The organism is Cohnella sp. WQ 127256 (genome assembly GCF_024519285.1).
Classification (GTDB): Bacteria; Bacillota; Bacilli; order Paenibacillales; family Paenibacillaceae; genus Cohnella.
Window position 1 is genome coordinate 164137 of record NZ_JAMZCY010000011.1, and the last position, 13055, is coordinate 177191.

General features: G+C 45.2%; 10 protein-coding genes. 1 reads left to right on the forward strand and 9 read right to left on the reverse strand.

The window, feature by feature from the left end:
- Positions 1–144: 144 nt before the first annotated feature.
- From M1K58_RS26795 to M1K58_RS26835, 9 genes are all read right to left on the reverse strand, one after another.
- Entirely contained in the window at positions 145–1173 is a 1029-nt protein-coding gene (locus M1K58_RS26795) for a LacI family DNA-binding transcriptional regulator (protein ID WP_256761966.1), read from the reverse strand.
- A 160-nt stretch (positions 1174–1333) separates the two neighbouring features.
- Positions 1334–2944, reverse strand: coding sequence for a DUF3502 domain-containing protein (locus M1K58_RS26800; RefSeq protein WP_256761967.1), 1611 nt, complete (start codon positions 2942–2944; stop codon positions 1334–1336).
- 107 nt (positions 2945–3051) lie between these two features.
- Entirely contained in the window at positions 3052–3957 is a 906-nt protein-coding gene (locus M1K58_RS26805) for a carbohydrate ABC transporter permease (RefSeq protein WP_256761968.1), read from the reverse strand.
- 12 nt (positions 3958–3969) lie between these two features.
- Positions 3970–4935, reverse strand: coding sequence for an ABC transporter permease (locus M1K58_RS26810; protein WP_372339211.1), 966 nt, complete (start codon positions 4933–4935; stop codon positions 3970–3972).
- An 18-nt stretch (positions 4936–4953) separates the two neighbouring features.
- Positions 4954–7734 (reverse strand): beta-galactosidase, encoded by a 2781-nt coding sequence (locus M1K58_RS26815; RefSeq protein WP_256761970.1) that lies wholly within the window; start codon positions 7732–7734, stop codon positions 4954–4956.
- A 345-nt stretch (positions 7735–8079) separates the two neighbouring features.
- Positions 8080–9153, reverse strand: a complete 1074-nt coding sequence (locus tag M1K58_RS26820) for a metallophosphoesterase family protein (protein WP_256761971.1) — start codon at positions 9151–9153, stop codon at positions 8080–8082.
- A gap of 142 nt (positions 9154–9295) precedes the next feature.
- On the reverse strand, positions 9296–10147 hold the full coding sequence (locus M1K58_RS26825) for an EamA family transporter (RefSeq protein WP_256761972.1): 852 nt from the start codon (positions 10145–10147) through the stop codon (positions 9296–9298).
- Positions 10148–10374: 227 nt separating this feature from the next.
- A complete protein-coding gene (locus M1K58_RS26830) occupies positions 10375–11142 on the reverse strand; it encodes a DeoR/GlpR family DNA-binding transcription regulator (RefSeq protein WP_256761973.1) in 768 nt (255 codons plus the stop codon).
- Positions 11143–11329: 187 nt separating this feature from the next.
- Positions 11330–12073 carry a phytanoyl-CoA dioxygenase family protein gene (locus M1K58_RS26835; RefSeq protein WP_256761974.1) on the reverse strand — a complete coding sequence of 248 codons (744 nt, stop codon included), beginning with the start codon at positions 12071–12073 and terminating at the stop codon, positions 11330–11332.
- A gap of 152 nt (positions 12074–12225) precedes the next feature.
- On the opposite strand from M1K58_RS26835, the gene M1K58_RS26840 reads away from it, so the two are divergent.
- Complete coding sequence (locus tag M1K58_RS26840; RefSeq protein ID WP_256761975.1) at positions 12226–13038, forward strand: helix-turn-helix domain-containing protein; 813 nt, start codon at positions 12226–12228, stop codon at positions 13036–13038.
- Positions 13039–13055 lie beyond the last annotated feature (17 nt).

A 13055-nucleotide genomic window follows, 5' to 3' on the forward strand; every position in this document is an offset into this window, starting at 1 on the left:
ATCGCTATTTCCGGTCTCTAAGATCTCTAAGGCAACAATCCCACCTCTGGCAAACTATTGGTTACACCAGGGAATATAGCCGACTCTTACTTTATCACCGAGGGCTAGACCCAGATTGGCCATTCATTCAGAAGAATGCAATTTTTATCTCCTTGGTGCTGCTGTACTTTGCCTGATCACAAGCTGTGGCTCAAGAGTTGTTAACTTCTTCACTTTCCCTTTGTTCATCAATTGTCGGAGAACTTTAACAGCTGTTCGACCAAGCTCATAGGCTTGTTGGGATACTGTAGTCAGCTCGGGAATAACATGATGTGCGAGTTGAATATCATCGAAGCCGACGATAGAAATGTCATCCGGAACTTTCAACCCGTTCTCGACGACTGCCTTAATCGCTCCTATTGCTGTATAGTCATTCACACAGCACACAGCGGTAGGTTTCTCACTCATTGCCAGCAGCTTTTGCATCTGTTGCCTTCCCGAATCCATTGAAAAATGATCCGGTAAAATCCAGTCTTCTTTGACTTGGAGACCCTCATCTCGCAATGTCTTGCGAAAAGCTCGTATTTTAATGGATGTAGTCGTCGTTTGGCATTGTCCACCTATAAAGCCAATCTGCGTATGACCCAATTCGATCAAATGACGCACGGCGAGCACAGTTCCCGCATATTCATCCGTAACCACACGGGGCAGATCGGTATTCCTCAGATTGCCGTTAACTAATACAATCGGAATTTTTTTGGCATGCTCGACGACTTCCTGCACAAGGCACGGATCGCAATCCTTCAAGTTAATCCGACCACCGAGAAAAATAATTCCGTCAACTCGTTTTTCCTGCATAATATTTAAATATTCGGACTCTTTCGAATAATCGCCAATTGTATTGCTTAGAAAGAAGGTATGTCCTGACTCCCGGGCCTCCTGCTCCGCACCAGTAAACACTTCAGGAAAGAAGGGATTAGTGATGTCGGGCTGAATGAAGCCTATGATACCCGTCTCTTTCGAAAGTAGGCTTCTTGCCAGCGCATTCGGTTGAAACTGATACTTATGAATGAGTGCTTCAATTTTTGCTCTTGTAGACACCTTTACCGGGGCAGTTCCATTCAATACCCTGGATACAGTAGCAACGGACACTTTAGCTTCATCGGCTATATCGTATATAGTTATCTGTTTCAAGCGACCATTATCCTTCCTGCAATCAATTGCTCTCAATTATATCAGATAGGAGCGATCTCCTGTTATCAGTATCCTAATTATGGGTGAAAAAAAGGGGGCTGGCCCAGAGGACAACCCCACTCTACTATGCTGATCTACTATAGAAAGGGTACGAAGGTTACTAACCTTCTATTAGTATTTTGTAAGCATCCATTTGCTTCTGCAGCTCCGCTATCACTTTATCGTAGCCTGCAGTCTTAAGCTTAGCACGGAAGGCTTCGACTGCCTTAGCCGGTTCGCCCGCTTTACCCCATAAGATCGCGGGAGCCATCTCGCCAATGACTTGGGTGATCGCTGTCAGCTCCGCATCGATGCCGTCTTTCACAAAGACGAACTGACCGTAAGGATAAGGCTTTTTGTAAGTGTCGTATTCCTTGATGTAGTCGCTAACACCGTCCCAGACCGTATCGGAAGGGATCTCTAATTTATCGACGCGTCCGCCCCAGAAGTCGGAATAGAACTCATCTCTTGCTTGATCATAACCATCAGGAAGCACGCGTTTACCGTCTTTGATCACATATTGAACGCCTTCCATACCGAAATTGATCAGCTGGTAAATTTCTTTGTCGTTTCTCATCAGATCATAGGCCATCATCGCACGTTCTGGGTTTTTGCTATGCGCGCCCAGCGAGGTACCACCGTGTGTGATCGACAACTCGATCAAATTTTTGCGAGTCGCTGAGAAAGGGAAGAACGAAAGCTCGGAACCTGGCTGCTCCTTGTCCATCTTAACCCTCTCTGTCGAAAAGGTTACCGTATGATGCGAATCTGCTCCACTCAATCCCGCTTTAAGCAAAGTACGAGTGTCACCTTTATAATTCATTACGTCTTCGCGCCAGTAGCCCTTATCGCCCCAGTCCTTCATCGTCTTCGCCAATGTCATGAATGATTCATCGAAGATCGGGCTAGTGACTGTGTACTTCTCCTCGAATGACTTCGCAAAGAATGCAGCCATATAGCCGGTTCCAATTGGTAATTCAATCATGTCCGTAAGTGAATTTGTGAACCCTGTAAAAGGTGCAGAAGTGCCGGATTGAGCATCCCAAGGGAAGACACCCTCTTTATTGTCTTTGACGTATTGGAAATACTTGCCCACTGTTTCGAAGTCTGTAATCGGGCCAGTAATCCCAGCTTCCTTGGCCCAGTCTCCACGATACATCAGCCCATGATTAACCCATTGCGTATAGTCGTTCTCAGGGATAAGCACAATTTTACCATCTAACTTCGATTCCGCCCAATCTTCTTGTGGGATAGATTCCCATGTTTGCGGCGCATACTTCGGTAGAAGGTCGTCGAGTGGCATGAATGCTCCCCGCTGCGCATTGTTCCATGTATCCAACCAGTCCGTTGCAATGGTGACCAGATCGATCGGTTCTCCCGACGCAAGCAGTAGGTTATACTTCGTAGACCAATCCGCCCATTCTACCCATTTCCATTCCAGCTCTGCATTAATTTTTTCTTTCATCAGCTTGTTGACTTTCTCTAACACCTTCTCAAATTGCCCATTCTTAGGCTTGTCACCAAGCACAACATAACTGACCTTAACAAATTTCGAGGTGTCGATTGCTCCGCTATCCGCACCTTCTGATCCTTTATCACCCGCGTCACTGCTGCTCGGGCTGCTGCTCGGGCTACTGCTCGAGCTACTTTTGTTGTTATTGCTACATGCCGCCATAACGAATACCAGTACAATGGACATGACTAGTGCTACCCAACTTTTTCTGCTTAACATTCTAATTCCTCCCCTAAGTTTAATTGATCTTTGAAATCAGTCTGTAGACGATTTCAATTCTATGTGATGGAGTCTATTAACGAGCCCTCCCGGCACAACAAACATCATTAGCCTTTAACTGCGCCAACCGTTATCCCTTTAATAAAAAAGCGTTGAATGAACGGGAAAAGCAAGATTATAGGTCCAGTCGCCACTATTGCTATCGCCATCTTCATTGACTCTAGTGGAGTATCTCGCAGTGGAACGTTAGAAGCAGCAGCAGAAGTTTTGATAGCCTCTGCACTCGTAATCACATTGTATAAGTACAGCTGCAACGGACGACTTTTTATGTCCGGAGAGAGAAATAGCATTGAATTATACCATTCGTTCCAATATCCGAGCGCGATGAACAGTCCGATCGTTGCTAACGCTGGCGTGGTCATCGGCAGGATCAGCCGCATGAATATGGTGAAATCTCCTGCACCGTCAATCTTCGCGGATTCTGTAATCGCATGCGGCATCGAGGCAACGAAAGACTTCATCATAATAATTAGAAATGGGCTTAATAATCCGGGTAGCAGCACAGCCAAGTAGTTGTCCTTCAAGTCTAAATATTGTGTCATCAGCAAGTAGAAGGGGACGAGCCCGCCAGAGAACAACGTTGTAAAGTAGATTAGGAAGGAGATTTTGTTTCGATATTGATAATCAGGCCGTTGCAACACATAACCTGTCATCGCCACTATGAATAATCCGACAGCCGTTCCTACGATCGTGAGCGCAAACGTTACTATATAAGCTCCAACAATATAATCGGGATTCTCGAACACTATCCTGTAAGCAAATGTGGTCATTTCCCGAGGCCAGAAACTGAAGCCATACCTCTGAATCGCATTCTCTGTACTGAACGAAGTGCCAAGCACGAGTAAGAAGGGCAGCAGGCAGCATAAGGAGAATAAGCCGATAAATCCATAACTAATGACTCTAACGGCTTTTTCCGTTGTTTGATTTCGAATGCTTCTCGAGGTATTTTCCAATCGTGCCGCCTCCTAGAACAATGAATTTTCTGGCGATGTTTTTTTGACGAACCAATTACATGTAATAACAATGAAGAAGCCAAATAACGATTGATACAAGCTGACAGCACTCCCCGTCGAGAAGTTAAAGTTATTCATCAATGCGCGGAATACGTAGGTTTCGATAATATCCGTCGTAGGATACAGGATTGAATTGCTCGCGCCAACCAAGTTATAGAACAATCCGAAGTTTCCTTTAAGGACGCCACCGAGCGAGAACAGCAGCAAAATAATAAATGTTGGTTTAAGCCACGGTAAAATGATGTGGATGATCCGCCGATACGCGTTGGCACCGTCAATCTCTGCAGCTTCGATAATCTCGTTGTCCAATCCCATGATCGCCGCAAAATAAATAATGGAGCCGTACCCTGTCATCTGCCATAAGTAGACAAGGACGATAATGAACGGCCATATTTGCGGATTAGAATAGGTTTTCACTGGATCAAAACCCATGGACACGAGCACGCTGTTTAATACTCCGTAATCGTAGCTTAGAAAGTTGTACGCCAGGAGCCCGATCAGGACTGCGGATATGAAATAAGGTAGAAACATGAGCGTCTGGGCGATTTTCTTGAACAACTTGCTACGTAGCTCGTTCAGAAGAATTGCGACGAAAATCTGCAGAACGTTACCCAGTAGAATGAAGGCTAAGTTATAGAGAATCGTGTTCACTGTCAGGCGCCATAAGTCACCGTTAATGATCAGGAATCGAAAGTTCTCGAATCCTACGAACGCGCTTTTGAATATGCCGTCCGAGTAATTGTACTTAATGAAGGCTAGATACAATCCGGGCATTGGTAAATAGGCGAAGATGAGGAAAAATAGGATTGCTGGAGCACTCATGAGCAGTAGCGTTCGGTTGTTCCAAAGCCGTTTCGTACGGGATATCCCTGCGTAGGGTGTTCCTTGCTTCACCCTAATGGTTTCGATTTCTTGCATTGAATACGCTCCTTCCTATCATGCTTTAATGAAAGCGAATCGATCGATCATGCAGGGGCCATTCGGATCTACCGCTTCAAGATATATGGCTAACTCCCCTGCCGTTCCAGTAAACCAAGGAGCCGGTAGCCAGAACGAATCCGGACTTCCGCCACTCATCGTAGGACGAGCATCTCCTCCAGGTAACCAAATCCGGGAAACGAGCCGATCTTGAAATAACACAGTTAGCTTCATTCCGGAGCCAATTATCTTTACACGCCATCCACCCTCACTTAGTGGAAGAGGTACCTTTCCAAACAACCACCCTGTTTCCCCTGCTTTCATCGAGATCGGCAGTCCGATCTCCCTAGCCTCGATGGACGTACTCACGGCATGTTGTGCAAGTTCGCTCTCGCCGCATTCCGTCAACCGCCAATCCTGTGCTGCATACCCCTCATATAAGACAACGCTTCCGGCAGTTGCTTCGAGTGTACGTTCAAGGAACACCGCTAACTGAGCTCTCCCCCCCGGAATGACACTAGTAGAAATGTCAACGAAAGGATCGAATGGCGTAATGAAGGCTATGGCGACTCCATTCACATATACCTCGGCGACTCCTTGCAAACCGTCGAAATGTAACGTCCAGGAATTAGCATCATGTGAACCTACGAATGATTTGCGGAAGCATTCCACCATCGGACGCTCCATTTGTAGCCATCCGCCGAAGCCCGTGATCGGCCATAGTCGGTCATCGTACTCCGCAACCGCAACCTTTGCCCGATCTGCTAGTTCTTCCTTAACGAGCTGCCTTTTCCAATTCCCGCTAAGGTCTTTGATTTTGCTAACAGCGACGAGTCCGCGAATCCCTTTCAAGGAGTTGAGGCGCAGAGCGGGTCTTCTTACATCGTCGAAGTTGGTATGCCCCCAGATTTCGCTTCTCACTGTGAATTGTCCAGCTTGCTCACCGACACTTGATAGAAAACAGCTTGAGCCGCCAGGAACAGCAGTGCCTACATAGTCGTTATCCGAATACACGGAGATGACGTCACTCGCTTGACGTACGAGAATTCCTTCACGGCGCAGGTTCGCTGGCATTGTATCCTTAGCTTGATACCAGGCATATCCGCGGTAGATGTCGAACTTCTCCATGTAATCCGCATGCTCAATCGTTCTAGTCTTGGCAGGACCTACCGGAACAACAGGATCAATGGAAGAGTCGGACCATGAAATCGGGAAGGATACAGGCTCATTGTCATATACAGGAATAGGCTCTGTTTGAATCTGTCCAGACCATTCGATATTTTCTAACGTTAGCGCAGTGTTCCGATCCATGATAACTAGGATAAGTTGTCGTCCATCGGTAGCATTGCATTTAATTAATAAAGGGCTGCTGTGCAAACCGAATGTGATGCAAACCCGATTGCCTTCTATCTTCGCTTCCCCAGCATTCATCTCCAATTCAATCTCTTCTTCGAATTGGAATACAATTTCTCCTTCCGCATCCGCATGGAAAGCAGCGATCGTTACATTTGAATTTGAATTTAGCAAAAATAGTTCAGCGGTTGAGTAGAGCAATTTCCCCGAGAAGCTCCAATCCGTTAATGGAATATCTAGTGGAACCGCTATCGTGCTATTCCCCGACAGCGTTAACGATATAGCCTCTTCGGAGCCCCTTCTATTCAAAACCGACGAAACGCTTTCGTCCGTTGTATTATGCAAAAATACTAAATATCCACCCTGACTAAGTTGAAGTGTTGTTGGTCCAATCCATCCGCTCGTGACGCTGTTGTCCAAGCTAATTGGGCTATCTTCAACGATCGGTAAAGCCTCCGCGAGAGAAGCTCCATAAGCTTGAATTAACCGATTTAGGAGCCTGCCTTCGTAAACTTCCGGTCTTAGCAGGCCTTCTGGCGAGATCATCCCATGGAAGTCATAATCGGAAGTCATGAACGCCAGCGGCTCTCCCCAGTTATTCGTTCCGTTCGTGAATCCAAAATTGTTTCCAGATACTTGAAGATAAGGTCCAAGCAGCTTAGCGCCGGCAGATAATAATCTCCGAAGCAGAAAATGAGTGCGATTCGTCTCGGTTACCATGAGCGGTTGATCAAGTTCTCCGATCAGCATCCCGTATTGATGCACCTTCTCTTCGAATTCAGGATCCTTATCGTCTGGATAGAAGTTGCAAGTAGGAATGACTCCTTCTGCAAATCCTGAAGCCGCGAATAATCCTCCTTGCCCTGCGCAAGCGATTAATGGAACCTCAATGCGATACTGGAGTGCCATTTCGCAAAGTGCAGCGATATAGCCATGCGGATCTTTGCACCCATAGAAATCCAATTCATTCTCAAGCTGAACAAATATGACAGAACCGCCTTCGCTAACCTGTTGTCGGTAAAGGATGGGTAAAATCTTGTGAAACCATAAAGACACATGCAATAGGTAAGTGGGATCGTTATCCCTGAACGTAAGGCCGTCCTTCGTGAGCAAGTATGCTGGGAGAGCTCCTCCATCCCACTCCGAGCAAATGTACGGTCCGGGTCTTGCGATCGTCCACAACCCTGCCTCCTTAACCAAACGCAGGAACTCCTCCACATCCCGCTCTTCTTCGAAGTTCCACTGCCCTTCGGACAATTCATGGTAGTTCCAAGGGAAATAAACATCCACACAATTGTAGCCAGCTATTTTTAGACGGGTTAATCTGTCTTTCCATAGTTCCCGTGGAATCCGAAAGTAGAAGACTGATGCAGAGACGATTATGCTTGACTTCCCATCAATTCGAACCGCTTCTTTCGACAAATGTATTGACTCAACTTTTTGCATATAAGCTAGCCCCCCCCATTCAAGAACAATGTATATTGCAGATTTTATCGATTAGTGTAACCCGTTTCATGAATCCGGTTACATAAAATCTGTGGATGTTGGTATCTGGACTTACATTGTATAAACTCATTAAATGTAACGGGTTTCATAAGTTAAAAAATAAAATTGAAGCGCTTTCAAAATAAGAATATTCTTGAATCTAATATTTGTCAAGTGTGGAATTATCATCTAATTCAGCAGGACTATTTTACTCTCTTGCCAAGCGCCGATATACTGTACCCACCATGCACCGGGAATGCCAAACCCTTCGATTTTAGTCAATTCCGAGCTACTACGTATTTGCATTCAATACTCGATACTTCGATCTTCTCCAGCGCCAATCCTCAGTATGTGCATGACAGACTTCCCACCGTCTAGCTGCATTAAATCAAAAGCCGATTCCGACGCTGTCCCAAAGGTTCTTTCAGGACAATCCTCGAACTCCTGATAACTTGCAGCATTCAAGGTCGATATCATCCATATATCATCTTTCTTGAATGCCTGATCGCAATGGACATGCCCGAACAAGCAGGCAACAACCTTAACGGCACCCTGGGCAGAGAAATCAACTGCAAGATCATATTCAAAATCTTCTACAGACCCTTTCCCGGAATATGAGGTTCCATTGAGGAAAGATTGAATAATTCCCCACATTGCCTCACTGTTCGCGACTTCATGATCGGCCCCTTTCACACCGTCCTGTAAAATCGCAACGTGAGAAAAGAATAGCACCTTCCAATGCTCACGGTCGGGTTTGTTACTTAAGTCTAACGCTTGATGAGCAACCCAGTTCAATTGTCTGTTCGAAAAAGCATATTTCCATTGACCGGAATATTTCAACCCACCACTCGGCTTCACCGAATAGGGAATGTCAATGGAGTTCAGTACAACTACCCTCGTTTGTTTGTACGGAATATCCATGTAATAGTACATCCCGTTCCGGTTGTCTCCATCAAACGTTACTGTATTGTCTAGCCTGTGGAGAACGAGTTCGAACGTCTCTTCCGGAAACAGCACATGCTTGGTTTCGCCTTGACTATCATTGTATCCATAAACAGAATTGTCATCATGATTACCTTTGAGTGGAAGCATGGGAACGTCAACGGCCGCAATTCCATCCATGATTTCCTTTTGTGCCCGAACTACCGATGCTTTCGGTCCATTCAAGCTCATATCGCCACCCGATACAACAAAATCCAAGGGTACAGTCTCCGCTAGCTTCCTTATCGCTTCAGCAGCGTTAAGTTGGTTGCCTCCAGGATGATGATGCATATCTGTAATAAATACGAAGTTTGTCGTTATTCCGGTCTGCAGACGTTCAGCCTTCAGAGACGTTTGATCCAGCATGGGCAAATAATATTCAGGCAATGTCGTCTTCAAGATCAGGTCAATCCTCTCACTTCAAGTATTTGTCCACTTCACGCAGTACTGTGATTTTTACTTCCTTCAGCACTTCTGCCGCTGGTTTGTTCTCAATTTCTAATTTATCTGCTGGTCATAAAGCACCGTGCAGGGAGGAAGATCAGCCCCACATTCCAATCGCAACAATCCCCGTTGCAATGATGCACGCCGACACCAATCTACGCGTGCCTTCAGATTCTTTCAGCATAAAAATACCTAGTAATGTTCCGAATACAGTACCTACCTCCCGGATAGGTGCAATGCGAGCCACAGGCACATAATACATCGCCACCAAAAACAAAAGATAAGATCCCGGTGAAAGGATTGAACCGACTAGGATGACCCGCCATTTTTTCTGTATCATTTCTTTAACTCGAGCAACTGATCCAATAAATGGAGTCAGACCTAGCATGAATCCGATATTTGATATTTCTAGTAAAGCGAGCGGAGATAGGTAAGTAAGATTGATTTTATCAACTAGGATATATGCTGTAGTCGTTAGTCCTACACCTAGAGCGAGTAAGACCGGTTTCAGTGTAATCGGAGATGATTTGCCCCCTATTTTCCTCGCGCTCATCAGGAAGATACCGCTTAGAATGAATAACAAGCCACCCCATCCCCACACCGATAACGATTCGTTTAGAAAAATAACTCCGATTAGCGGAATGAGTAAAGTACTCGTTCCCCGCATGATAGGATACACTTGCGACATATCTCCAATTTCGTAGCTTTTGGATAGTAAAATTGCATAACCACTTTGTAATAGCAAAGACAAACCAATAAGAATAATCGCTTCAGCAGGAAGTGAAGAATGCATCAAATCCCATATAAGGTGCGGAAGGAGTGCAACAGTTGTTGGTACAAGAATCACCCATAGGAACAACTGCTTACTCGCGCTTTGCTTCGCCAGCATATTCCATACTGCGTGTGTCAATCCCGAACAAATTACAAACAAAATTGAAAGCGCTAACAATTTGTTCCCTCCTGTCTTACCACAACAGGCTCCCCCCTTCTCATTCAAGCACCCTCACAATAACACAAAAGTAAATAATAGTGCAATAAAATAATTATAAACACACATAAACAAACGTTACCAGGGTGAAAGTAGAAGCTTCAACGTTCTAAAACCAACAAAAAAAACGTCCACATATTGTGAACGATTCGATGAAAGTATGTAATATAAACCTATATCCCCGCCTCTTAATAGTACAAGGATATCCCCTGATCTCGGTACTGTTTCACAATGTCGGAGCTGATCCTTGAATCCGTTACGAATCGGCTAACTTTCTCATTCGGACAAACATTCAATAAAGATACGACCTCAAATTTGCTGCTATCCGCCAATACGATCGTCTCTTTTGCGCAACCCATCATCTTCTTCTTTAGCAATACTTCTCCTATCCCATAATCCGTAATTCCTTGTTCAATCGATATTCCACTTACGCTCATAAAAAAAAGGTCCGCGTTAAACTGTAAAATAAACGATTCGGCAAAATCACCGATCGTACATCTTTCTTGATTGCGTACTACGCCACCGATAAAAATAACAGTGAAGCCCGGCTTCTCCATAAGCTCATTGGCGATTGGGAAGGAATTGGTCAAAATCGTCAGTTGATCGAATTTCTCTTTTAACACCTGAGCAAATGTGGTGTTCGTCGTACTGACGTCGAGAATGAGAGACTGCCCGTTCGAAACCCATTCCGTAGCGAGCATAGCCAGTTCTCTCTTTTCATCCCTATACTTCAACTCACGTACTGTAAATGAAAGTTCCTGGTTATTATCATAAGATTCAATTAACTTGGCTCCACCATGTACTCTTTGCAAGTGTCCTTCCTTCTCCAAATACTCCAAATCCCGCCGAATCGTTTCAAAGGACACCTTGAACAATTCCATAAGCTCCGAAACTTTCACACTTTTTTCCGTATTTAACTTTTGTATAATGGCATCATGTCGTACATGTGCTAACATATGTTGCACTCCTAAAATGTTATTTTTGAGTGTTTTTGTGTATTAAATAGTATTTACGTGCACATTTCGGGTGTGTCACTCCATTCTAGCACAAGTTACTCCCAATTCCAAAACAAACAAAAATGCGACTCTCCGTTAAACGGAAAGCCGCTACAATTAATAGCACAAGTAATAGATTCATTCTTACTTAGTACAACGGATACTTCTGGCGGAGATCCTCCCGATGGAGTACGTTGGAATCCTCACGGATGTAGTGACAGACGTAAGAACGGCGCCAGCGGCTCGTACTCCGATTCTTGTTGGAGGAATGGATGAGCAATTCACTGAAGAAGAGGATGTCTCCCTTCTCCATGATTACTGGAATTTGTCGACTGGTATCAACACCCTCCGTTTCATCCGTATGTGATTCATGCTCTTCCAAGTTTTTAACCGTACCGTGTGGTAGCAGTCCCAGCTTGTGAGTACCGGGCATGACCCATAGACAACCATTCTCGATATCCACTACCTCTTCCATGGCTGTCCAGGCGGCGATCATTGTCATCGGATCATTCTTGATATAGTAATAATCCTGATGGGACGCTTGTCCCGGGGAGCCCGGTTCCTTGTAGAAATACATGCTCTGCACGCACACAGCTTCCTTCCCCATTAACTGGGCAAGAGCGCCGCGTACGATCGCATGCTTCATTAGCTGACGGGAGAAGCTATCGTGCTTGTGGGGATTGAACAGTCGTACGGAATATCTCTTTTCCTTCGCACAAACCGCCCAATCTGGTATTAGATTTTGATTTCGAATATCGTAAATGTGTCCGTTAAAGGCATCAATGAGATCCTCAGTCATCCCCTTCTTGTATAGGAAATACCCCTGCTCTCTAAAAAAGGCAATCTGTTCCTCCGTTAGAGGTGTTATAGGCTTGATATAGGTATCATTCATCTGTAATTCTCCTAGTCACTAATGATTTACGCTATACCTAAAGAATACTTCTCGCATACTTGCTCAGCAATGGCTATAATCTGCATCATTGTATCTATAATTGATATTTATCTATCTGACGAATACAATTTAGATAGGAGGAATGAATGCTTATGTCCCAGACTCTTTTAAACTTTCCTTTCGATTCCCTGCAATATGCTGTAGCCGGCTCTATCGTCTACCCTCCTGGAGGGCGGTTCGGCCCTCGAATTCAACAAGACATTCAACTTGTCATGCTTTATACGGGAGAATTAAACGTTGCCATCGATGGCAGACATGTACAATTATTACCCGGTCACCTGATGCTACTAAAGCCCGGCCACGAAGAAACCTTTACCTTCTCCAAAACCGAAGAAACGTGGCACAGATGGATAGCTATCCATCTCAACAGCCTTTCCGATAAAACGCGGGATTCTTTATACAAATTACCCGAGTGCCTTATCCTAACGGAGGAACTGAATCGCCTAACCGACCTCATGTTAATCGTTCAGCGCAACGTCCCCTATGACGATGCCGCCATTCGTAGCCTAGGTCTTGCCGCTCTTCATCTGTACCCTAGAGAATCGGAAAGGGTACTTCTCCAGAAGGAGAAGCACCCTGCCGTATATACCGCTTTGTCTTGGATCCATGAACATTACCCCGAAGAAATCACGCTCGAAAGGCTTGCCAAGCAGACAAGACTTTCGAGCGAACATCTCCTCCGGTTATTCAAAACGAACATCCAATCGACTCCCATCCATTATCTGTGGGAATATCGGGTCAATCGAGCTGTAGAGCTTCTTACAAGTACCGGGCTGACCATTTCAGAAATCGCATACCGCTGCGGGTTTAAGACTTCCCACCACTTTGCGAGGTTGCTCAAGCAGTCTACCGGTAGGACTGCAACAGAAATACGTCAATTGTCCTGGAGTGGTCTTCGTAAGTGATATTTGGTTCCCCGCAG